Origin of the sequence: Microbispora sp. NPDC046933 (assembly GCF_040644635.1) — a bacterium.
Lineage (GTDB): Bacteria > Actinomycetota > Actinomycetes > Streptosporangiales > Streptosporangiaceae > Microbispora.
Genome location: NZ_JBEYWW010000010.1, coordinates 216,588 through 239,033, shown reverse-complemented (window position 1 = coordinate 239,033; position 22,446 = coordinate 216,588). Strand labels below are relative to the sequence as shown.

The 22,446-nt window shown below is 71.4% G+C and carries 21 protein-coding genes and 1 tRNA gene; 16 read left to right on the top strand and 6 right to left on the bottom strand.

Features of this window, described 5'->3' with window-relative positions; genetic code table 11:
* The first annotated feature begins 8 nt into the window (after positions 1–8).
* The 11 genes from galU (at position 9) to ABZ857_RS16235 (ending at position 9,482) form a co-directional block, all read left to right on the top strand.
* Complete coding sequence (gene galU / locus ABZ857_RS16285) at positions 9–914, top strand: UTP--glucose-1-phosphate uridylyltransferase GalU (RefSeq protein WP_357043556.1); 906 nt, start codon at positions 9–11, stop codon at positions 912–914.
* Positions 915–918: 4 nt separating this feature from the next.
* Entirely contained in the window at positions 919–2,121 is a 1,203-nt protein-coding gene (gene glp, locus ABZ857_RS16280) for a gephyrin-like molybdotransferase Glp (protein ID WP_357043554.1), read from the top strand.
* On the top strand, positions 2,118–2,594 hold the full coding sequence (moaC, locus tag ABZ857_RS16275; protein WP_357043552.1) for a cyclic pyranopterin monophosphate synthase MoaC: 477 nt from the start codon (positions 2,118–2,120) through the stop codon (positions 2,592–2,594). The genes glp and moaC overlap by 4 nt, the downstream gene beginning before the upstream one ends.
* Positions 2,595–2,598: 4 nt before the next feature.
* On the top strand, positions 2,599–3,075 hold the full coding sequence (locus ABZ857_RS16270; RefSeq protein ID WP_357043550.1) for a MogA/MoaB family molybdenum cofactor biosynthesis protein: 477 nt from the start codon (positions 2,599–2,601) through the stop codon (positions 3,073–3,075).
* 67 nt (positions 3,076–3,142) lie between these two features.
* Positions 3,143–3,784 carry a GNAT family protein gene (locus tag ABZ857_RS16265; protein WP_079313233.1) on the top strand — a complete coding sequence of 214 codons (642 nt, stop codon included), beginning with the start codon at positions 3,143–3,145 and terminating at the stop codon, positions 3,782–3,784.
* Positions 3,785–4,163: 379 nt separating this feature from the next.
* The gene (locus tag ABZ857_RS16260) at positions 4,164–4,880 is read left to right on the top strand and encodes a hypothetical protein (RefSeq protein ID WP_357043548.1); all 717 of its coding nucleotides are present in this window, start codon (positions 4,164–4,166) and stop codon (positions 4,878–4,880) included.
* 50 nt (positions 4,881–4,930) lie between these two features.
* Positions 4,931–5,007: transfer RNA gene (locus ABZ857_RS16255), tRNA-Ala, on the top strand.
* Between the two features lie 391 nt (positions 5,008–5,398).
* Positions 5,399–6,685 (top strand): aspartate--tRNA(Asn) ligase, encoded by a 1,287-nt coding sequence (gene aspS / locus ABZ857_RS16250; protein ID WP_357043546.1) that lies wholly within the window; start codon positions 5,399–5,401, stop codon positions 6,683–6,685.
* Positions 6,686–7,024: 339 nt separating this feature from the next.
* Positions 7,025–8,467, top strand: coding sequence for a HAMP domain-containing sensor histidine kinase (locus ABZ857_RS16245; protein WP_357043544.1), 1,443 nt, complete (start codon positions 7,025–7,027; stop codon positions 8,465–8,467).
* A 412-nt stretch (positions 8,468–8,879) separates the two neighbouring features.
* The gene (locus tag ABZ857_RS16240) at positions 8,880–9,254 is read left to right on the top strand and encodes a VOC family protein (RefSeq protein ID WP_357043542.1); all 375 of its coding nucleotides are present in this window, start codon (positions 8,880–8,882) and stop codon (positions 9,252–9,254) included.
* Positions 9,255–9,350: 96 nt separating this feature from the next.
* On the top strand, positions 9,351–9,482 hold the full coding sequence (locus ABZ857_RS16235) for a hypothetical protein (RefSeq protein ID WP_357043540.1): 132 nt from the start codon (positions 9,351–9,353) through the stop codon (positions 9,480–9,482).
* Positions 9,483–9,559: 77 nt separating this feature from the next.
* Here ABZ857_RS16235 and ABZ857_RS16230 read toward each other — a convergent pair whose 3' ends face one another.
* From ABZ857_RS16230 to ABZ857_RS16220, 3 genes are read right to left on the bottom strand one after another with little or no spacing between them, the layout of a single operon-like run.
* Positions 9,560–10,297: a class I SAM-dependent methyltransferase gene (locus ABZ857_RS16230; protein ID WP_357043538.1), complete on the bottom strand. Its 738-nt coding sequence runs from the start codon at positions 10,295–10,297 to the stop codon at positions 9,560–9,562.
* A gap of 15 nt (positions 10,298–10,312) precedes the next feature.
* Positions 10,313–11,224 carry an amidohydrolase family protein gene (locus ABZ857_RS16225; protein WP_357043536.1) on the bottom strand — a complete coding sequence of 304 codons (912 nt, stop codon included), beginning with the start codon at positions 11,222–11,224 and terminating at the stop codon, positions 10,313–10,315.
* Between the two features lie 11 nt (positions 11,225–11,235).
* Positions 11,236–12,192 (bottom strand): WYL domain-containing protein, encoded by a 957-nt coding sequence (locus ABZ857_RS16220; RefSeq protein WP_357043534.1) that lies wholly within the window; start codon positions 12,190–12,192, stop codon positions 11,236–11,238.
* Between the two features lie 79 nt (positions 12,193–12,271).
* On the opposite strand from ABZ857_RS16220, the gene ABZ857_RS16215 reads away from it, so the two are divergent.
* A complete protein-coding gene (locus ABZ857_RS16215) occupies positions 12,272–12,679 on the top strand; it encodes a VOC family protein (RefSeq protein ID WP_357043532.1) in 408 nt (135 codons plus the stop codon).
* Positions 12,680–12,684: 5 nt separating this feature from the next.
* On the opposite strand, the gene ABZ857_RS16210 is transcribed toward ABZ857_RS16215, so the two are convergent.
* Complete coding sequence (locus ABZ857_RS16210; RefSeq protein ID WP_357043530.1) at positions 12,685–14,043, bottom strand: hypothetical protein; 1,359 nt, start codon at positions 14,041–14,043, stop codon at positions 12,685–12,687.
* A 116-nt stretch (positions 14,044–14,159) separates the two neighbouring features.
* Positions 14,160–15,665 carry a phospholipid carrier-dependent glycosyltransferase gene (locus tag ABZ857_RS16205; protein ID WP_357043611.1) on the bottom strand — a complete coding sequence of 502 codons (1,506 nt, stop codon included), beginning with the start codon at positions 15,663–15,665 and terminating at the stop codon, positions 14,160–14,162.
* 208 nt (positions 15,666–15,873) lie between these two features.
* Here ABZ857_RS16205 and rsmI point away from each other — a divergent pair, with 208 nt between their 5' ends.
* Positions 15,874–16,695: a 16S rRNA (cytidine(1402)-2'-O)-methyltransferase gene (rsmI, locus tag ABZ857_RS16200; RefSeq protein ID WP_357043528.1), complete on the top strand. Its 822-nt coding sequence runs from the start codon at positions 15,874–15,876 to the stop codon at positions 16,693–16,695.
* A gap of 62 nt (positions 16,696–16,757) precedes the next feature.
* Here the strand turns inward: rsmI and ABZ857_RS16195 are convergent, their stop codons facing one another.
* Positions 16,758–18,239 carry a hypothetical protein gene (locus ABZ857_RS16195; RefSeq protein WP_357043526.1) on the bottom strand — a complete coding sequence of 494 codons (1,482 nt, stop codon included), beginning with the start codon at positions 18,237–18,239 and terminating at the stop codon, positions 16,758–16,760.
* Between the two features lie 410 nt (positions 18,240–18,649).
* On the opposite strand from ABZ857_RS16195, the gene ABZ857_RS16190 reads away from it, so the two are divergent.
* The 3 genes from ABZ857_RS16190 (at position 18,650) to ABZ857_RS16180 (ending at position 22,443) form a co-directional block, all read left to right on the top strand.
* The gene (locus ABZ857_RS16190; RefSeq protein WP_357043524.1) at positions 18,650–19,888 is read left to right on the top strand and encodes a glycosyltransferase; all 1,239 of its coding nucleotides are present in this window, start codon (positions 18,650–18,652) and stop codon (positions 19,886–19,888) included.
* Between the two features lie 108 nt (positions 19,889–19,996).
* Complete coding sequence (metG, locus tag ABZ857_RS16185; RefSeq protein ID WP_357043522.1) at positions 19,997–21,583, top strand: methionine--tRNA ligase; 1,587 nt, start codon at positions 19,997–19,999, stop codon at positions 21,581–21,583.
* A gap of 2 nt (positions 21,584–21,585) precedes the next feature.
* A complete protein-coding gene (locus tag ABZ857_RS16180) occupies positions 21,586–22,443 on the top strand; it encodes a TatD family hydrolase (RefSeq protein WP_357043520.1) in 858 nt (285 codons plus the stop codon).
* Positions 22,444–22,446 lie beyond the last annotated feature (3 nt).

The window sequence follows — 22,446 nt, the reverse complement described above, 5'->3', positions numbered from 1 at the left end:
GTCTACTCATGGCTGACTTCGATCCCGTGACCAAAGCCGTCGTGCCCGCCGCGGGTCTCGGCACCCGCTTCCTTCCCGCGACCAAGGCGACCCCCAAGGAGATGCTGCCCATCGTCGACAAGCCGGCCATCCAGTACGTGGTGGAGGAGGCCGTCTCCGCCGGACTGCTCGACGTCCTCATGGTGACCGGCCGCAACAAGCGCTCGATCGAGGACCACTTCGACGTAGCGTACGAGTTGGAGGACGCTCTTCGCGCCAAGGGCGACGAGGAGCGGCTCAGCCAGGTGAAGGAGCCCGTCGACCTCGCCACCATGCACTACGTGCGGCAGGGCGAGCCCAAGGGCCTCGGCCACGCCGTCCTGTGCGCCAAGCAGCACGTCGGCCACGAGCCGTTCGCCTGCCTGCTCGGTGACGACATCATCGACTCCCGCGACCCGCTGCTCAAGCGCATGATCGAGGTGCGCGCGACCTACGGTGGCAGCGTCGTCGCGCTGATGGAGGTGCCGCGCGAGCAGGTCTCCCTGTACGGCGCCGCCGCCATCGAGCCGACCGACGAGGACGACGTCGTCCGCGTCACCGACCTCGTGGAGAAGCCCCCGGCCGACGAGGCGCCCTCGAACTGGGCCATCATCGGCCGCTACGTGATCGACCCCGCCGTGTTCGACGTGCTGGAGCGCACCCCGCCAGGGCGCGGCGGTGAGATCCAGCTGACCGACGCCCTGCGCACGCTGGCCTCGACGGGCCCGGAGGACGGCGGCCCGGTGCACGGCGTGCTGTTCCGCGGCCGTCGCTACGACACCGGCAACAAGCTGGAATATCTGCAGACCGTGGTGCAGTTCGCCGCGAACCGGGACGACCTCGCCCCCGAGTTCCTGCCCTGGCTGCGGGAGTTCCTGGACAAGTCCGGACAGTGAGCCGATGAAGCCCGTCGACCGCCATCTCGCCGACATCCTCGCGGCGGTGCGCCCCCTCGCACCGCTCGAGGTCGACATCGACGCCGCCCTCGGCGCCGTGCTGGCCGAGGACGTCGCCTCGCCCGTTCCCCTGCCGCCGTTCGACAACTCGGCGATGGACGGCTACGCCGTACGGGCCGAGGACGTGGCCGCCGCGCCCGTCACGCTGCCCGTGATCGGGGACGTGGCGGCGGGGGACGGCGGGCTGAACGCCCTCGGCCCGGGCCTGGTAACCCGCATCATGACCGGGGCGCCCCTGCCCACGGGCGCCGACGCCGTCGTCCCGGTGGAGTGGACCGACGGCGGCACCGCCCGCGTACGGATCGACAGGCCGGCGCCGGTCGGCAACGCGATCCGGCGGGCGGGCGAGGACGTGCGGGCGGGCGACGTGGTGCTCCGCGAGGGCGCCAGGATCGGGCCCGCCCAGGTCGGGATCCTCGCCGGGGTGGGCCGGCGCCGGGTGCGGGTGCGGCCCCGGCCGAGGGTCGTCGTGCTGTCCACGGGTGCCGAGCTCGCCGAGCCCGGCACCCCCCTGGGCGCGGGCCGCATCTGGGAGTCCAACAGCTTCATGCTCGCCGCGGCCGTACGCGAGGCCGGGGCGGAGGGGTTCCGGGCCGGTTCGGTGACCGACGACCCCAAGGAGTTCATGGACACGCTGGACGCCCAGCTCCTGCGGGCCGACGCCGTGATCACCAGCGGCGGCGTCTCAATGGGGGCGTACGAGCCGGTCAAGGAGGCCCTGTCCCCGCTGGGCACGGTGACGTTCGAGAAGGTCGCCATGCAGCCGGGCATGCCGCAGGGCTTCGGCGTCGTGGGGCCCGACCGGGTGCCGATCTTCACGCTGCCGGGCAACCCGGTCTCGTCGTTCGTGTCGTTCGTGCTCTTCGTCAAGCCGGCCCTGCGGGCGATGCAGGGCCTTCCGGCCGGGCCGCCCCCGACCGTACGGGCCACGGTGACCGCGCCGCTGCGGTCTCCCGCCGGGAGGCGGTCGTACCTGCGGGCCGTGCTGAGCAGAGACACCGGGGAGACGGGGGAGACCGTGGCGCCGGTGACCCGGCAGGGCTCGCACCAGCTCGCGGCGCTGGCCGGGGCGAACGCGCTGATCGTGGTGCCCGAGGACGTGACCTCGCTGCCCGAGGGCGCCGAGGTGGAGGTGATACCGCTATGAAGCTGACTCACGTGGACGAAACCGGTGCCGCCCGGATGGTGGACGTCTCCGAGAAGGACGTCAGCGCGCGCACCTCCGTCGCGACCGGGCGCGTGCTGCTGTCGCCGGAGGCGGTGGCCGTGCTGCGCGCGGGAGACGTGCCCAAGGGCGACGCGCTCGGCGTGGCGCGGATCGCCGGGATCATGGGCGCCAAGCGCACCCCCGACCTCGTGCCGCTGTGCCACCCGATCGCCCTGACCGGCGTGAAGGTCGACCTGGCCGTCGTGGACGAGGGGGTGGAGATCACCGCCCGGGTCCGTACGGCCGACAGGACGGGCGTCGAGATGGAGGCGCTCACGGCCGTCACCGTCGCGGCGCTCGCGCTGGTGGACATGGTCAAGGCGGTGGACCCGGCGGCCGTGATCAGCGACGTCCGGGTGGAGGAGAAGACGGGCGGCAAGACGGGCCACTGGACCCGTTCCGGACAGGAGTGAGAGCGTGCGCGCTTTGGTGGTGACGGTCTCCAACAGGGCGTTCGCGGGCGTCTACGAGGACCGCTCCGGGCCGCTGCTGGCCTCCCTCCTCGAGCAGGCGGGCTGCGACCGGGTGGACGGGCCCCGCGTGGTCCCCGACGGGGACGCCGTCGAGGCCGCGCTGCGCGAGGGCGTCGCCGCGGGCTACGACGTGATCGTCACCACGGGCGGGACCGGGGTGACACCTCTCGATCTCACCCCGGAGATGACCGCCCGGGTGCTGGACCGGGAGATCCCGGGCATCGCCGAGGCCGTACGCCAGGTCAACCGGGAGAAGGTGCCGGCGTCGATCCTGTCCCGCGGCCTCGCCGGGCAGGCCGGCAGGACGCTGGTGGTCAACCTGCCCGGGTCCTCCGGAGGCGTACGGGACGGCATGGCCGTGCTGACGCCGATCCTGGCCCATGTCGTCGACCAGATCAACGGAGGCGACCATGCCCGCTGAGGAGCGCGCCGAGACCGGGACGCGCACCGCGTGGCGCGTTGACCGTGTTCCGGTGGATGATTGACGAATGGATCGACTTCGCGGCTGGCCGGCGTCCATGGCCGAGGGGCCCGTCGGGCTGCGGCCGCTGCGCCTGCGTGACGTCCGGGACTGGCGCGACACCCGCCTGCGCAACGCCGAATGGCTCCGTCCGTGGGAGCCGAGCAACCCCGAGACCCCGCTGTTCCGCACCGGTCTCGGCCCGTACGTCTCGATGGTCGGCACGCTGCGCCGCGAGGCCCGCCAGGGGATGGCCATGCCCTGGGTCGTCACGTACGAGGGACGGTTCGCCGGGCAGCTCACCGTGGGGGCGATCGTGTGGGGATCGGCCCGCTCCGCCCAGGTGGGCTACTGGGTGGACGGCGCGCTGGCCGGGCGGGGCATCATCCCGACCGCGCTCGCCATGGCTGTCGACCACTGCTTCTTCACCACCGGTTTACACCGGCTGGAGGCCAACATCCGGCCGGAGAACCACGCCAGCCGCAGGGTCGTGGAGAAGCTCGGCTTCCGCGAGGAGGGCATCCGCCGGCGTCAACTGCACATCGACGGCGCTTGGCGCGACCACATCTGCTACGCGCTGACCGTCGAGGACGTGCCGCGCGGACTGCTCGTCCAGTGGCGCCGCACCATGAACTCGGCCGCCCGCCGGAGTGAGTCCAGCCCCGGTTGACGGACCGGGCTGCTCGGCGGCCAGGGCATGCCGTGTCGGAGGACGACAGGAACACGCATGAGGCGCAGTCTCCGTCACCCTCCTTTGAACCTTCTTGTGGTCAATCGAAGGCCCCTGGAAGGCGGCCATGGGCGCGAGCTTCATCCGGTGTCCCTCACATAAGCGGTGCTCCGTGTGGCCTGGGGAGATCGCCCGCTCGCACGGGATCGAATTACATGAACAGCTTTGACGATCTCGCGACACACCGGACTGAATACTCGTCATTCAGTGACACACAGTCCTACGGTGCGTGACGTGAACACCTCTCCGCCGACACAGGGCCACGGACGTGTTCACCATGCCCTCAGGCGCGCCCATACGGCGGTGCGGAGGTGGGCACATGGGTAGCGCCGTGCTCTATCTCGCCATCGTCGTCATGTGGCTCAGCGTCCTGCTGCCCATGTGGCTGCGCCGGGACCGGCAGACCGACGACGAGCTCTTCGAGGAGCAGGCGGAGGCGTCCACGCTGTCCGAGCCGCTCGCCGCCGACGGCTCATCGGAGGCCGCCGGGTCCGAGGGCGCCTCCGACGACGCCTCCGACGACACCGGTGACGCGGACGGGGGCGACGCCGACACGGTCGTCACGCCGCCCGCCGCGGCCGCGGACTCCGCCGAGTCTTCCGGGGAGGCGCCGGGCGCCGAGGCCGTCACCCCGGACCAGATCGCGGCGGAGCGACACGCGCGGGCCCGCCGTGTCGCCGCCCACCGCCGTGCCCGGATCCTCGCACGGCGCCGACGGCGGCTCCTGTGGAGCATCCTGCTCGTGCTGGCCTCCGTGGTCACCGCGGCCGTCCGCGTGATGCCCTGGTGGGCCGTCGCGCCCTCGGGCGTCCTCCTCGTCGGCTACCTCGCCGTGCTGCGCGTGGCCGTACGCGCGGACAGGGAGCAGCGGGAGAGGGCCGCCCGGGCGCGGGCCGAGCACCTGCGCCGCCGGCGGGAACGCCGCCGCGCCCTGGCGGCGGCGGCCCGCGAGGCGGAGATCATCAAGTTCGAGGCGCGCAGGCGCGTCCAGGTCTTCGACCAGTACGCCGACGGGCGGCGCGCGGCCGGGGACTGATTCGGTGGCGCGAACACCCCGGAGAGTTTGCTAATCTAGTCGAGGTCGTTGGGGCTATAGCGCAGTCCGGTAGCGCACTTCGTTCGCATCGAAGGGGTCTGGGGTTCAAATCCCCATAGCTCCACCACGACGAAGGCCCGTCAGGTGATCCACCTGACGGGCCTTTTCGCTGTTAAGGGCCGTGCCGCTGGTGTGACCCTCTCTTGCCGTGATAATCGAGCGCCCGAACCCGATGATCACAATAGAATGAGCCCCAACGCGATGACGGAGACAAGTAGTCCCGGGACCACGCGAGTCAGAGAGCCGCCGGAAGCTGCGAAGGCGGTCTCGCGCCCCGGAACGAAGACCCTCCCGAGTGCGGGGAGGAACGGCGAAACCGCCCAATGCCCCGCCGGTCGGCCCCCGTGATCGGGCCACGATGAGGCCGCCGCCGAGGCGGCGGCGAAAGTGCGGTGGCACCGGGAGTTCCCTTCTCCCCCGCACTTCCAAGGGATCGCTCATATTCCTCGAGGAGTGTGATGATCTCTCGTACGCTCGCTGCCGACCTGCCCGCGCACGTCGGCCGCCGTGTCCGCCTCGCCGGCTGGCTGCATCGCCGCCGCGAACTCAAGTCGGTGTCCTTCCTTGTGATCAGGGACCGCTCCGGGCTCGCCCAGATCGTGCTGCGCGAACCGGTCCAACTGGTCGAGGAAGCCGTCGTCGAGGTCACCGGGACCGTCGCCGCCAGCTCTCAGGCCCCCGGTGGGGCCGAACTGGTGGACCCGATGATCGAAGTACTGTCCACGCCGGTCGAGTCGCCGCCGTTCGACCTGTACCGGCCCGTCGTCACCGGTGCGCTGCCCACGATCCTCGACCACGCGCCTGTGACGCTGCGGCATCCCCGGCTACGGGCGTCGTTCGACATCGCCGCCGCAGGGGTCGCCGGATTCCGGGCCGCCCTGGACGGGCTCGGGTTCGTCGAGACGTTCACGCCGAAGATCGTGGCCTCGGCGACGGAGTCGGGCGCCAACGTGTTCGGCATCGACTACTTCGGCAAGCCCGCTTTCCTGGCCCAGTCCCCGCAGTTCTTCAAGCAGACGCTGGTCGGGGTGTTCGAGCGGGTCTACGAGGTCGGGCCGGTGTTCCGGGCCGAGCCGCACGACACCGCCAGGCATTTGGCGCAGTACACGAGCCTGGACGCCGAGCTGGGCTTCATCACGGACCATCGCGACGTCATGGCGGTGCTCACGCGCGCTCTCCGCGGCATGCACGCGGCCGTCACCGAGCGCGCCGGGGCCGCCGCCTCTCTCCTGGGGATCGACGTGCCGAAGGTTCCTGAGGAGATCCCGGCGATTCACTTCACCGACGCACAGGAACTTCTCGCCCGGCACACCGCCGAGGACCCGCGTGGTGAACCCGACCTGGCTCCCGCGCACGAACGCTGGCTCGGTGAGTGGGCGCTACGCGAACACGGGTCGGAGTTCCTGTTCGTCACGGGTTATCCGATGGTCAAGCGTCCCTTCTACACCCATCCCGACCCGGGCAGGCCGGCGTACTCGCGCAGCTTCGACCTGCTTTTCCGAGGACTGGAACTGGTGACGGGAGGCCAACGGCTGCATCGTCACGGCGACTATCTGGCCGCGCTCGCCGATCGGGGCGAGGACCCGGAGGCGTACCGGGGGTATCTCACCGCCTTCGCCCACGGCCTGCCGCCCCACGGGGGCTTCGCCATCGGCCTGGAACGCTGGACCTCCCGTCTGACCGGGGCCGCCAACGTCCGCCAGACCACCCTTTTCCCTCGCGACCTGCATCGTCTCAGCCCGTGACCAGGAACCGTCGCCACAGGTTCACGCCTTGAGCCAGGCCGACCGGGCTGCACCGGCGTTCACATCGCAGGGGGCTGGGGTTCGATCCCTGTAGCTCCACCAGCACGGCGAAGGCCCGTCGGGTGATCCACCTGACGGGCCTTCGCACTGACCATCCCGACCGGACACCTCCGTGGCCGGGCCCGCCGTCCCGCGTGAAGTCACGCGGAGGAGACGGAGGAGAACCCTTGGCGTTCCACAGGAGATTCGGAGAGGGCCTTGACGCCCTGTCGAGATTGCGGCGTCGCCTCTTTCCCCACCCTTTCCGTCGCATGTGGTCCACTGGCCGGAGGGGGCAGGATGAACCTGCAGGACCGCTTCTCCATCACCAGCCGCATCACCCTGTTCACCGGGGTGACGGCCACTCTGCTGTGCGGGCTGCTGGCCCTGCTCATCATGACGGCCGTCCACCTCTACGCCCGCGACACCGTCACCAGGGAGGTCGCGGCGGCGGGTGGCCGTGTGGCGGTCCAGATGGAGCGGGGAGGGCCGGCTTATCCCCTCACCGGAGGCGAGTTCCGCAATCTTCAGGTGGTCGACCCGTCCGGCCGCGTGGTCGCTTCGACCCCGGATGTGCGGGGCATGCCGAGGATGGCGCGCTTCACCCCGCCGGACGGCAGGAACAGCGCGACCTGCGTCGTGTGCGGCGGGGTGTCCCCGGCCTCCGACTGCAACATCGTCGTGGCGCAGTGGGCGCACCGCGCGGGCGAGCGATGGATGGTCTACAGCGCCTCCCCGGCGGTGCCCCCGTGGGTCGACCCGCGCCTGGCCGGGTTGGTGGGAGTTGCTGCGGCGGTGATGGCCGCGGCCATCACCTACCTCGGCTACCGGAACGTGCGGGCATCGCTCAGGCCGGTCACCGCCATTCGGGCGGAGCTGGACGCGATCGACGGGGACTGTCCCGGTCGCCGCGTGCCCGTGCCCGCCACGGACGACGAGATCCAGGGGATGGCCGAGAGCGTGAACCGCACGCTCGGCCGGTTGGACACCGCGTTGCGACAGGTGCAGAGCGCGCTGCAGAGACAGCGACAGTTCGTCTCCGACGCCTCCCACGACCTGCGCAGCCCGATCGCCGCGATGCGTGCCGAGGTGGAGGACGGGCTTCTCGCGCCGGAGGAGACCAGCGTGCCCGAGCTCGGTTCGGTCCTCCTCCCCAGCCTCGACCGGCTGCAGGCGATCGTGCGCGACCTGCTGACCCTCGAACGGCTGGATCACGGTATGCGTGGCGAGCGGCACCGGCTCGATCTGACCGAGCTCGTGGCCGCGGAACTGCGGAACCGCCGTCACCCGGCCAAGCGCGTCGAACGCGCCCTCCAGCCAGGGGTGTTCGTGCTCGGTGACGGGGTGGGTCTCGCCCGCCTGCTGACCAACCTCCTCGACAACGCCGAACGGCACGCCCAGACGACGATCACCGTGTCCGTACGGCGGGAGCCTGGCGGCGACTGCGGCGGCCGGCGCTATCCGCAGGGCGCGGCGGTGCTGGAAGTCGTCGACGACGGGCCGGGCGTCGAACGGGACAAGCGTGAAGTGGTGTTCGACCGGTTCACCCGGCTGGACACGGCTCGCAGCAAGGACGCGGGGGGAGCGGGGCTGGGGCTGCCGATCGCCAGGCAGATCGCGCAGACCCACGGAGGCAGCCTGACGATCGAGGACAGCCCGGTCGGCGCCCGCTTCGTCCTGTGCCTCCCATCCGCTCCCGCCGGGGCGACGACGGCGCCGGCCGACGACGGTCTGTCTTCGTGAACCGCCCGCCCGGTTCCCGCTGCCGGAGGCGAACCCTGTAGACCCGCGACGGAGGACCGTCCACCGCCCAGGTCCTGGAAGACGTAGGTCACGAGGACGACCAGGAGTGGCAGGACGCCGCGGACCCGCGGCGCGGCCGGCGTCGCCGTCGGAGGGGCGGTCGCCGACCGCTTCTCGGCCGGAACGGGCCTGCTCACCGCGGCGACCCTCCTCGTCCTGGCCTCCCCGCCGGCATTGCCCTTGCGGTCGTCCGCCGGAAACTCGTTGACGGAGTGAGTGCTCGCTCCGTACGGTGCGGGAGGGGAGCCTCCGCACCCGTCCCCCACGTCGCGTCCGGCGGCGTGGAGCCGTCTCCGGCGGAGCTCGTCGACATCCTCCCGCACGGCACCCTCAAGGATCCGGAGAGAGCGGCATGACCATCACGCTGAACCACACCATCGTCCCCGCCGTCGACAACCGCGAGGCGGCCCGGTTCTTCGCCTCGATCATGGGCCTGCCGGAGCTGCCGCCCGCCGGCCGGAACGGCCACTTCGCGCCCGTACGGGTGAACGAGACGCTGACCCTGGACTTCATGACCGTGGAGAACCCCGTCGGCGTGCATCTGGCCTTCGACGCGGATCCGGCCACGTTCGATCAGATCCTGGCCCGCCTCCGGGAGGCCGAGGTGCCCTTCGGCAGCGATCCTGCCCATCCCGACAACGGCCGCATCGATCACCCGCTGTGCCCGCGCGGGCTGTTCTTCGTCGATGCGGCACGCAACCTCTACGAGGTGATGTCTCCCGCGTGACCGGTACGCAAGAAGACCCAGTGATCTCCAAGGGATCCACAGGCCGCGCCTGGGATCTTCGATGAGCACATTCCTTACGGAAAGGTCTCATCCGAGATGAACGACTTCGACAAGACCCTTCGCCCGCTGGACGACAGCCAGCTGGAGGCCGTCACCGGCGGGCTGCCCTGGAACTACGACTGGGCGCACTACGACTGGCGGGACGCCGTCATCGAGGCCCTGCCGTAACCCATACGGACACGGTCAGACGTACGGAGGCCGGGCCCGCCCACGCGGGACCGGCCTCCACGCGTTCCTGGCATGAATCACAGGCGCGTGGCCGCGACCATGGACGTCTTGGCGTGCGGCCCGCCATACCAGAACCGCCAGCCGAGGTCGTACACGTGGACGTCGGCGGCCCCGCACTCGCGGAGCACGTCGGCGTATCGGCCGGCGTTCCTGAAGTCGGCCAGGCGCAGACTGCCGCCCGGCTTCAGCACGCGCAACGCCTCACGTACGGCGCTGGCGCGGCCTTCGGTGTCGGTGATGTTGTGCACGGCGAGGCTGGACACCACCACGTCGAACGTGGCGTCGGGGAAGGGCAGGCCGCGCATGTCGGCGGTGACCAGCGCGATCCGGTCCGCGACGCCCTCGGCGCGGGCGTTGGCCAGGGTGGCCTCGCCGCTGTTGCCCGACTGGTCGTGGGTCCACAGGTCGACGCCGGTCGCGTGGCCACCGGGGACTCGCGCCGCCGCCTTGAGCAGGACGAGCCCGCGGCCGCAGCCCAGGTCGAGGACGCGTTCGCCGCCGGTCAGGCCGAGCCGGTCGAGCTCCGCGTCCCACACGCGGAACTTGCCGCGCAGGGTGGTGTGCGCGAACAGCGCCGCGCCGACGACCATCATGCCGCCGCCGACCAGCAGCACCACCGCCGGGACGACCCACCCGACGGCGAAGAGCACGACGGCCAGCGCCGTCTCCGCGACTCCGCCCAGCGCCAGCCCGGCCAGCACCGCCGGGGCGTCCACACCGTACTTCCCACGCGATTTCCCACGCGGCTTCGTCACTGTCACTTTCTACCGTCAGCGGCCCGCCTCGTACAGACCGAAGATCCTCGCGGCGTTGTCGTGGCAGACGGCGCGCAGCCACCCGTCCCCGAGATCCAGGCCGGCCAGGGCCGACAGCGCCTCCGTGTACGGGTAGGGGATGTTGGGGAAGTCGGTGCCGAGCAGGATGCGGTCCTGAAGCTCCAGCAGCAGCGGGACGGCCTCCCGGGGGAAGGGCGCGGTCTCCTCCGTGAAGCGGGTGAAGGCCATCGTCGTGTCCAGGCAGACCGCCGGATGACGCAGCGCCAGGGCGAGGAACTCGGCGTACTCGGGAGTGCCCATGTGGGCGATCACGAGCGGCAGCCGGGGATACCGCGCGAGCAGGGCCGCGACCGGCTCCGGCCCGGTGTGCGGCCCGGGGGCCGGGCCTGACCCGCAATGCGTCACCACCGGGATGCCGTGGTCCTCCAGCAGCCCCCAGACCTCGTCGAGCAGCGGGTCGTTCGGGTCGTACCCGCCGACCTGGAGGTGCGCCTTGAACACCCGGGCGCCCGCCTCGATCGCCTTCGCGACGTACCGCGAGGCGCCGGGTTCGGGGAAGAACGTCGCCGTGTGCAGGCAGCCGGGGACCCGGGCGGCGAACCCGGCCGCCCAGTCGTTCAGCCACTCCGCCATGCCCGGCTTGTGGGGGTAGAGCATGGAGGTGAACCCCCGCACGCCGAAGGCCCTGAGCCGTTCGACGCGGTCGTCCTCGGGCAGCCGGTAGGTGATCGGCCAGGTCCGGCCGACCAGCGGCCCGGCGGAGTCGAAGTAGGCCCACACCTTGGTCAGGACGCGTTCCGGCATGAAATGGGTGTGGACGTCGATCAGACCGGGCAGGCCCAGGCCCCGCCAGAACGCGTTCACGCTCCGGATGTCGTCGTCCACGGCAAATGTCTCGTCCGGCATGGCCTCACACGCTACTCCGCCCCCGCGGCCCGGTAGCGCTCGGCGAGCGCACGCAGATGGGCGCGCAGCTCGGGCGGGTCGAGCACGGTGAAGGGCACGTCGAGCGCGGTGAGGAAGGCCGTCAGGTTCTGGAGCGAGTCGCCGCCGGTCTCCAGCACGCACCCGTCCGCGCCGTCGGCGCGCAGCAGGCCGGCCGCCGCGGTGAGTCTCGCGCCCATGACCTCGACGGGGGCGTGCAGCCGTACGACGGCCCGGTGCCTCCAGGCGGCCGAACCCGCCCCGCGTACGACGTGGGCGGCGGCGTCGCCCTCGGGTGGTTCGCGCGGGGTGAAGCGGGGGCCGTTCGGGGTCCGGAGCCGCACGCGGTCGGCGCGGAAGGTCCGCCAGTCGCGGCGGTCGGCGTCCCAGGCCAGCAGATACCAGCGCCGCCCGGTGAACACGAGCCGGTGCGGCTCGGCCGTGCGGCGCCCCTCGTTCCCCCGGTGGTCGAGGTAGTCGAACCGCAGGGTCTCATGGTCGCGGACGGCCGCGGCGATCGAGGTCAGCGTCTCGGGGTCCACGGTGGGGCCGTGGCCAGGCACCGCGACCGTGGCCGCGCGCACGGCCTCGATCCGGTGACGCAGCCGGGACGGCAGCATGCGCTGGAGTTTGGTGAGCGCGCGCAGCGAGGTCTCCTCGATGCCGGTCACGGTGCTCCCCGCGGCGCCCTGCAGGCTGACGACCACCGCGACGACCTCCTGGTCGTCCAGCAGCAGCGGGGGCAGGGCGGACCCCGCGCCCAGCCGGTATCCGCCGGCCGTTCCGGTGGCGGAGTGGATCTCGTAGCCCAGGACGCGCAGCCGCTCGACGTCGTTGCGCACGGTCCTGGTGGTCACCCCGAGCCGGTCCGCCAGGTCGGCGCCGGACCAGCCGGGCCGCGCCTGGAGCAGCGCCAGCAACCGCAGCAGCCGTACGGAGGTTTCCAGCATGGCCACAGTCTCCCGTGCCTTGAGGAACCATACGTTCCTCAAGGCCTCCTAGTGTTCATCTCCAACGAAGGGAGCACGAATGTTGCGCGGAATGACGACCGTGAGTTTCTGGGCGGACGACGTCGAGCAGGCGAAGAGGTGGTACGCGGAACTGCTCGGCGTGGAGGCGTACTTCGAGCGCCGGGGACCGGACGGGCGGCTCGCCTACGCCGAGTTCCGCCTCGGCGACTACCAGCACGAACTGGGGCTGATCGACCGCCGCTACGCCCCGCACGACGCGGGTCGGCCGGGCGGGGCGGTCGTCTACTGGCACGTCGACGACGTGGCGGCGAGCCTGGACCGGCTGCTGTCGATGGGCGCCACGCAGCACGAGGCGCCGACGGAGCGCGGCTCCGGCTTCGTCACCGCCTCGGTCGTCGACCCGTTCGGCAACATCCTGGGGATCATGTACAACGCCCACTACCTGGAGGTCCTGCAGGCCCCCTGACAGGCCTACCCGAGGCCGGCGTACTGGCGGGGACGCAGGGCCTGGGCGCGCAGCGCGGCCAGCGCGGCGCGGCGCCCCGCGGCCGTGAGCCGCCACGGCGCGGCGCCCGCGGCACGCCTGCCGGGCTCCGGGCTCGTGGCCTCGGGCGCCGGGCCCGCCGCTTGAGGGGCCGCGGCCTCCAGGCCGAGCGCGTCGAGGCGGTGCCGGAGCCGGGCGAGCGGGCCGGTGAGGTCGGCGCCGCCGACCCGGCCGCCGTCCGTCGCGCGCCAGCCCTCGCCGTTGACCACCTCGGCGACCCGGTCGCGCAGGTCGCCGTCGCGCACCACGTCGCCGTCCACCAGGATCATCAGCGCCGACTCGCGGATGGAGACCTCGAAGTCGTGCTCCCCGGGGGCGGGGGCGAGCAGCGTGGGCGTCGCCGCCTCCCACATGGCGGCGCGGTCGTCCAGCAGGTTCCTGCCCGTGGTCGTGAGCACCAGCCTGCGTCCGCTGCGCCGCAGCGCCCCGAGGTCGTGTACGGCGATCTGCCGCAGCTCGGTGAGGGCGGGCACGTCGGCCTCGCCGCGCACCACCCCGGACCTGGCCCGATCGGCCCATCCGAACCGGTCGGCCGCCTCGACGGCCACGGCACGCCCGACGTTGAGCCGCTCGGTCAGACGGACCCCGGTGCGGGCCAGGCCGAGCAGCCAGCGCAGCGGTTCCAGGTGCGGCTCGTCCGGAGCCGCGATGGGGGCGTGCAGCCGCACCTCGAAGGGCTGGGCGAGCTCGCGGCGGGCGGTGCCGCGTCCGAGCACCCAGCGGTTCAGCCGCTCGCCGTGCACCCGGTGCAGCCAGCAGTCGCCGCCCAGCTCCGCGCGGGGCGCGGTGAGCCACCGGCGGGTCAGCTCCTCGCGGTCCACCGGGTCGCCGGTGACGATGGCCAGCTCCAGGGCGGCCGCGCACGCGACGTGCGCCCCGAGCTCCTCCGGCCCCATGATCGAGCTCCACGACAGCTCGGCGATGTCCGGGGGCAGCACACCGGTGGCCTCCAGCTCACGGTGGTAGGCCGCGGCCCCGGCCTCCTCGCCCTCCCTGGCGTACGTGAGCAGGATCCGCGCGGTGGCGGGGGAGTCGCACAGGGCGGCGTAGCGCTCCATGCCCGCGAGCCTGAGCAGCTCGCCGAGGGCTCGGGCGATGGTCGCCTGGTCGCCCGGCACCTTGATCGGCAGCGTGTACCAGAGGAACTCGCACACGTCGAACTGGCTGATGGTCTCCAGTGCCTCGCCGCCGGCGAGCCACTCGACCGCGACGCGGGCGGGCTCGGCGATGTCCGGCTCGGAGCGCTCCAGCTGGGCGAGGAGCGCGGCGACGTCAGGTGCGGGCATGACCCGCAGTCTGCCGTATCGACCCCATCGTTGACGACGACCCGGTATCACTCGCGACCACCCCCCTCTGGGCGCACCTTTGGGCCCAACGGTATGAGCCCAACGATACGGGGGTCTCAGATCCACGAGTTGAACAGCATCCTCGCGTGCCAGGAGTCGTACGGGATGGACTCGGCGGCGATCACGGGATAGAGCCAGCCGAAGTTGACCAGAGCCAGGAGCACGAACGCGCCGACCACGGCCGTGCCGACCACCCGCCGGTTGGGCCGGGCCGGGTCCTCCCTGCCGATGATCAGCCCGCAGGCCAGCACGAGCGCCAGGATCATGAACGGCACCATCGGCATCGCGTAGAACATGAACATGGTCCGGTTGTCCGCGATGGCGAAGTAGAACCACGGCAGCCAGCCGGCCGCGTAGCCGAGCAGCACCGCGCCCGCCCGCCAGTCGCGGGTGGCGACGTACCACGCGATCATGCCGATCAGCGCGATGAGGCCGGCGTACCAGATGACCGGCGTCCCGGTGCCGAGCACCGCCCACGAGCAGGAGGCCGCGCCGCAGTTCTTCGGCGACTCGTAGAAGAACGCGACCGGGCGCAGCAGCATCGGCCACTGCCAGGGCTCCGACTGGTACGGATGGCTCGTCTCCAGGCCGGTGTGGAAGGTGAGCACCTGCTTCTGGTAGTCGAACCACGACCGGAGCGAGTCGAAGACGAAGTAGACCGGGCCGTTCGAGGTGGCCTGTTCCCAGTTGCGGCCGTACCCCTTGTCGGTGACGAACCACCCTGTGAACGACACGACATAGGTGACGACGGGGGCGACCGCCATCCAGGCCGCGGCGAGCGGCAGGTCGCGGCGGATGACCGCGCCGTACGGCCGGGGCGTTCCGGCGGCCCGCCGGGCGCCCGCGTCCCACAGCAGAGACATGATCGCGAAAGCGGCGATGTAGAAGACGCCGGTCCACTTGGTGGCCAGGGCCGCGCCGAGGCACAGCCCGGCGGCCAGGCGCCAGGGTCGCAGGCCCAGCCGCGCCCCGGCCGCGGGCGACCCCGCCTCGTGCCACTCGACGAGCCGGGTGCGGACCCAGTCGCGGTCCACCACGAGGCAGGCGAACCCGGCGAGCACCCAGAACATCAGGAAGATGTCCAGCAGCGCCGTACGGGACAGCACGAAGTGGAGGGCGTCGAGGGACAGCAGCAGGCCGGCTGCGCAGCCGAGCAGCGTCGAGCGGGTCATCCTGCGGGCCGTGCGGGCGAGGATCAGGATGGACAGCGTGCCGAGCAGCGCGGCGGTGAAGCGCCAGCCGAACGGGTTCGCTCCGAAGATCATCTCGCCGAGGCCGATCAGCCACTTGCCGACCGGCGGGTGCACCACGTACGAGGCGCACTCGCTCACCGAGCCGCACTGCTTGAAGATGTTCTCGTTGCCGGCCAGCAGGAGCTTGTCCGCGCCGTCCACGAACTGCCGCTCGACGCCGTACTTGACGGTGGCGAAGGCGTCCTTGGCGTAGTACGTCTCGTCGAAGACGACCGAGTGCGGCGTGCCCAGCCGGTAGAACCGCAGGAACCCGCCGAAGAGGGCGACCAGGATGGGGCCGAGCCAGCCCCACATGGCGCCGCCGGACATGGGCGGCAGGAGCCGGTCGCGCAGGGAGACCGCGGGAGCCTCGTCCTGTGGTCCCTCTTCCGGCTGCTCGAACGCCTTGTGAGAATAGTCGGTCACGGCCACGCCGACAGATTACTGGTGCGTCCCCGCCGAGGGTACGGGTCGCGCGTGGATTGGGGCATATGGCCGCTCGTCGATGAATGTTTCACGCCCCCCATAGGCTGGACGCGTGCTCGTTCTCGCCGCAGCCCCGATCGGCCAGCCCAAAGACGCGTCCCCACGGCTGCGCGAGGTGCTCGCCGCAGCCGACGTGATCGCGGCGGAGGACACCCGCAGGCTGCGGCGGCTCGCGGCCGACCTGGACATCTCCATCGGGGGCCGCGTGGTGTCCTACTACGACGCCAACGAGAGCGCGCGGGCCGCCGAGTTGCTGGAGGCGCTGCGCGACGGGCGGACCGTGGTGGTGATCACCGATGCCGGCATGCCGGGCGTCTCCGACCCCGGATATCGGCTCACCCGCCTCGCGGTCGAGGCCGGTCTGCCCGTGACGGCGCTGCCCGGCCCGTCGGCGGTGACGACCGCCCTCGCCGTCTCCGGCCTGCCGAGCGACCGGTTCTGCTTCGAGGGCTTTCCGCCGCGCAAGCCGGGGGAGCGGGCCAGGCGGTTGGCGGCGCTGGCGGCCGAGGAGCGCACGATGGTGTTCTTCGAGGCGCCGCACCGCCTGCACGCGGCCTTGGTGGCGATGGCGGAGGCCTTCGGCCCGCAGCGGCCCGCCGCCGTCTGCCGGGAGCTCACCAAGACCTACGAGGAGGTGCGGCGCGGCGGCCTCGGCGAGCTGGCCGAATGGGCCGCCGGGGAGGTCAGGGGCGAGATCACGCTGGTGGTGGCGGGGCGGACCGCCGAGGAGGCCGCGCCGGGCATCGAGGAACTGGTCGAGGAGGTGGCCAGGCGCGAGGGTGCGGGCGTGCCGCGCAAGCAGGCCATCGCCGAGGTGGCCAAATCCGCCGGGGTTCCCAAGCGGGACCTCTACAACGCCGTCCACGGCGCCTGACCCACGCCTGACCCACGCCTGACCCACGGCGCCCGCCTTTGGGAGAGGGGCCGGGCGCCGGGTCAGCGGAGCGAGGGACGGCGCAGCGAGAGACGGCGGAACGACGAGAGGCGCAGCGAGGGACGGCGTCGCAGCAGACCGGCGGCGGTGATGCCGGCGGCGAGGCAGGCGAGCGGCGCCGCGGGCAGCAGGTAGCGGTAGTCGAACTCGGCCGTCGCCGCCGGGGCCAGGATCAGGCCCACCGCCCCAAGCCAGGGCAGCAGCGCCGGCCCGCCGAGGTCGCGCCAGCGTCGCGCCACGCCGTACAGGCCGAACAGCAGCAGCAGGCCCAGCACGAGGCCCGGCAGCCGTACGACCTTCTGGTAGCCGATCATGATGTCCGACCACGGGGAGACCACGTGCGTCGCGGCCGGGCCGTTCTCGTACGCCTCGGCGTCCTTGTCCGTGGTGCTGTGGTAGGAGCTCCACTTGGGCAGCTTGCGGGTGTACTCGTTGTCGAACTCGTACTGCAGGAAGGTCTTGGCGTCGGGGAACCGCGGGCGGCCCCACTGGAAGGCGCGGAAGAAGTCCTTGGCCACCGCGGCCAGGTAGTCGCCCGGCTGGGACAGGATCGCCTTCTTGGCGAACGCGCTGGCGTTCGCGTTGATCTCGGGGGTGAACTTCATGCCCGAGCCGAAGACGTGGAGCTGGTTCTGGTCGTCCCACCACAGGTACGCCTGCGCCGACAGGCCGCGCTTGGCGGGCGGCGTGTTGATGCACAGCAGCGCCAGCTCCAGCTCGCGGCGCTCGTCGATGTTCATCTTGTGGCAGTCGGCGAACAGCGACGTCCTCATGTAGAGGATCACCCCGTCGCTGTTGGTCATCGCGAACTGGCCGTTCACCGCCTTGAACCAGCCCATGTACGCGAGCACGGGCAGGGCGCACGCGGCGACCATGGCGGCGATCGGCTTCCAGCCCGCCCGCTTGATCACCAGATAGGCCACGACCAGGGCGAGGATGGGCAGGCCGATGCTCCGGGTCAGCGCCGTCAGCGCGAGCAGCAGCCCGACCACGGTCCCGCCGCGCCAGGTCATCCGCTCCCGCCACAGCACGAGCGTCACCACGCCCACCACGAGCAGGATGAACATGGTGTCCGACATGATCAGCTGTTCGAGCTGGATCTGGTAGGCGTCGAACATCACGGGGGCGGCGGCCAGCGTCGCCCCCCAGCCTGGCATCCCAAATCTTCTGGTCAGCAGCGCGTAGATAAGGACCGCCGCCGCCAGGCCCATCAGGTGCTGGGTCAGCACCACGAGCGAGAAACTGTGGAACGGCTTGAGCAGCAGCAGCCAGAAGCTGTACCCGTCCGGGCGGATCGGGTGCGGACGCGGGCGCAGCGCCACCGACACGTAGTCGTAGGAGTCGTTGAACCACATGGCCGGGCCGAAGCCCAGCATCGTGACGATCCGCAGCACGAAGGCGACGCCGAGCGCGACCGCGAAGACCCGGTGCCTGCGCAGCACGGCGACCGGACGGCCCCATCCCCCGGCCGGGGAGGCGTCCACCGAGGGAGGATCCGCGATCGCGACCATCAAAGTCGCGCGGAGCCGACCGCCTGCTTCATCCGGCGGATGAGTCCGCGCTTCCTCCCCTCGGATTTCGCCGGTGCCTTCCAATCGACCCCCGCCCAATCGACCCCCGCGGGTCCATGGCGGAGAACCGCGCCACCCGGGCGGAGTTCCCGCGCCGCACGTGCGGAAATGCCGCGCACGCCGACGTCGCCGGCGTGCTGGAAATTCTCCGGGCCGGGCTCGTCCTCTGCGACGCCGCTTGGCCGGCGACGCGGGAAGCCCGCCGCTCCAGCGGTGGGTGGAGTCACGGTTACAGAATGCCAGCCGTTTCGCGGACTTGACTCGGACGCTACTGGGAAGCGGGCATCATTGGTGTCCTGCCGTCATATGCGAGGAGTTGCGACGTGGAACTTACCGTTGTCATGCCATGCCTCAATGAGGCCGAGACCGTTGAGATCTGTGTTCGCAAGGCTCTCACCTGCATGCGCGAGAACGGAATCGACGGCGAGGTGGTCATCGCCGACAACGGCAGCACCGACGGCTCGCAACAGCTGGCCCGTGACGCGGGCGCCCGGGTTGTCCACATTGACGAGAAGGGCTACGGCAACGCCCTGATCGGCGGCATCCGGGCCGCCCGTGGCAAGTACGTCATCATGGGCGACGCCGACGACTCCTACGACTTCACCAACCTGATGCCCTTCGTCGAGCAGCTCCGGGACGGCGCCGAGCTGGTCATGGGCAACAGGTTCCGCGGCGGCATCGCCCCGGGCGCCATGCCTCCGCTCCACCGCTACCTGGGCAACCCGGTCCTGTCGTTCATCGGCCGGCTGTTCTTCCCCAGCGAGATCGGCGACTTCCACTGCGGCCTGCGGGGCTTCCGCCGCGACTCGATCCTGCGGCTGGGGCTCCAGACCGGCGGCATGGAGTTCGCCTCCGAGATGGTCGTCAAGGCGACTCTGCAGGGGCTCGACGTCCGCGAGGTGCCCACCACCCTGTCGCCCGACGGCCGCTCCCGCCCGCCGCACCTGCGCTCGTGGCGGGACGGCTGGCGCCACCTGCGCTTCCTGATGCTCTACAGCCCGCGCTGGCTGTTCTTCATCCCGGGCCTGGTCCTGATGAGCCTCGGCCTCGTCGCCGGGGCCGCGCTGACGTTCGGCCCGGTCTACATCGGCAAGCTCGCCTTCGACGTCGACACGCTGGTCGGCGCGGCCGCGATGGTGGTCATCGGCTTCCAGGCCGTGCTGTTCGCGCTGTTCACCAAGGTGTACGCGGCCGAGGAGGGCTTCCTCCCCGAAGACCGGCGGGTCCGCTGGCTGGTGGACGTCGTGACGCTGGAGAAGGGCCTGCTCGCGGGCGGCGCCCTGGCCGTGGCCGGTCTGGCCGGTCTGGTGGCCTCGCTCGCCCACTGGGGCGGCCGCGGCTTCGGCGAGCTGATCCCGGCCGAGTCGCTGCGCCTCGTCGTGCCGTCGGCGATGGCGTTCATCATGAGCTTCCAGACGATCTTCGCGTCGCTGTTCATCAGCATCCTCGGCATCCGCCGTACGCGGGAGAACCCGGTCGACATCGCGGCGTCCGCCGCCGAGGAGGCCGCCGAGGCCGTCAGCCGCGACTCCGAGACCGCCGGCCGCGAGTCCGTCGCCTGACGCACGGCGCTTGAATCGCGTCTCCGACGCGCGGCGCTTGAATCGCGTCTCCGACGCGCGGCGTTTTAACCCGGGGAGTCATCTCCCCGGGGCCGATAGGATTCGCACATGGCGGCTACAGGAACGACTGCATCAGGGGAGTCGGCGTTCTACGTCACGACGCCGATCTACTACGTCAACGACGCCCCGCACCTGGGCCACGCCTACACGACCGTCGCGGGCGACGTGCTCACCCGCTGGCACCGCCAGCGTGGCGAGAAGGTGTGGTACCTCACGGGCACGGACGAGCACGGTCAGAAGATCATGCGTACGGCCGAGGCGAACGGCGTGTCGCCCCAGGAGTGGTGCGACAAGCTCGTCGAGGACGCCTGGAAGCCGCTCTGGGAGCACCTCCAGATCGCCAACGACGACTTCATCCGCACCACCGAGCCGCGCCACACCGACCGCGTCCAGGAGTTCGTGCAGGACCTGTACGACAAGGGCGAGATCTACAAGGGCGGTTACGAGGGGCCCTACTGCGTCGGCTGTGAGGAGTACAAGTCGCCCGGCGACCTGCTGGAGGGCGACCTGTGCCCGATCCACAAGCGCCCGGTGGAGTGGCTGAAGGAGGAGAACTACTTCTTCAGGCTCTCGGCGTACGGCCCGCGCCTGCTGGAGTTCTACGAGCAGAACCCCGACTTCGTCCAGCCCGCCTCGGCGCGCAACGAGGTCGTGCAGTTCGTGAAGCAGGGCCTGCAGGACCTGTCGATCTCGCGGTCGACCTTCGACTGGGGCGTCCCGATCCCCTGGGACCCCAAGCACGTCATCTACGTCTGGATCGACGCGCTGCTCAACTACGCCACGGCCGTCGGCTACGGCTCCGACCAGGCGAAGTTCGACGCCACCTGGCCGGCGAACGTGCACCTGGTCGGCAAGGACATCCTCCGGTTCCACGCGATCATCTGGCCCGCCATGCTCATGGCGAACGGCCTGCCGCTGCCGGGGCGCGTGTTCGCCAACGGCTGGCTGATGGTCGGCGGCGAGAAGATGAGCAAGTCCAACCTCACCGGCATCTCGCCGCGCGACCTGACCAGCCACTTCGGCGTGGACGCCTACCGCTACTACTTCCTGCGGGCGATCCCGTTCGGCCAGGACGGCTCGTTCTCCTGGGAGGACTTCTCCGCCCGCTACACCTCCGAGCTCGCCAACGACTTCGGCAACCTCGCGTCGCGGGTCGCGGCGATGATCGGCAAGTACTTCGACGGAAGCCTTCCCGAGGCGACGGACGCGGGCCCGGCCGAGCAGGCGGTCGCGGACGGGCTCGCCACGGCGGCGGCCCAGGCGGACACCATGATCGGTGACAACCTGGACTTCGCTGGCGGCATCGGCGCCGTCTTCGACTTCGTCAAGCAGGTCAACGGCTACCTGAGCGACCAGGCGCCGTGGAAGGTGGCCAAGGACGACTCGCCCGAGGGGCAGGCGCGGCTCGCGACGATCCTCTACACGGCGGCCGAGTCGCTGCGGGCGATCGCGGTGCTGCTGCACCCGGTCATGCCGGCCACGAGCGCCAAGCTGTGGGCGTCCCTCGGGGCGGAGCCGCACCTGGGCGCGCTCGCCGACCAGCGGATCGCCGACGTCGTCACCTGGGGCAGGCTGCCCGCCGGGGCCCAGGTCGTCAAGGGCGAGATCCTCTTCCCGCGGCTGGAGAACGCCTGACCATGTCGCGTGAGCGTCCCGCGCCGCCCGAGGCGCTGCCGGCCGAGGTGTTCGACAGCCACTGCCACCTGGACATCATGGTCGGCAACCGGCAGGCGTCCTCGGGCGACCCGGTCGCGCTGGCCGCTCAGGCGGCCGGGGCGAGCGTCGCGTCGATCCTCGCCGAGGCGAAGTCGGTGGGCGTGACGCGCCTGGTGACGGTGGGATACGACCTGCCGTCCTCGCGGTGGAACGCCGAGGTGGCCGGCGAGCACCGGGACGTCTACGCGGCCGTGGCCATCCACCCGAACGAGGCGCACGCCTCCACGCCCGAGGTCCTCGCCGAGATCGAGGACCTCGCGCGGCGGCCGCACGTGCGGGCGGTGGGGGAGACCGGCCTCGACTACTTCCGCGACTGGGCGTCCAAGGACGACCAGCACGCCAGCTTCCGGGCGCACATCGAGATCGCCAAGCGGACCGGCAAGGCCCTGGTCATCCACGACCGCGACGCGCACGACGACGTGCTCGCCGTGCTCGCCGACCAGGGCGCCCCCGACGTGGTGGTCTTCCACAGCTTCTCGGGCGACGCCGAGATGGCCAAGCGGTGTGTGGACGCCGGTTACTTCATGTCGTTCTCCGGCCCGGTGACGTACAAGAACGCCGGATATCTGCGCGAGGCGGCGGCGGTGGCCCCGCCCGAGCTGATGCTGGTCGAGACCGACGCGCCCTACCTGCCGCCGACGCCGCACCGGGGCAAGCCCAACGCGCCCTACCTGATCCCGCTCACGCTCCGCTGCCTCGCGGAGGTCAAGGGCATGGACGTCGCCGACCTCGCCGCCCGGATCGCGGCGAACGGCGAGACCGTCTTCGGCGCCTGGTAGCGC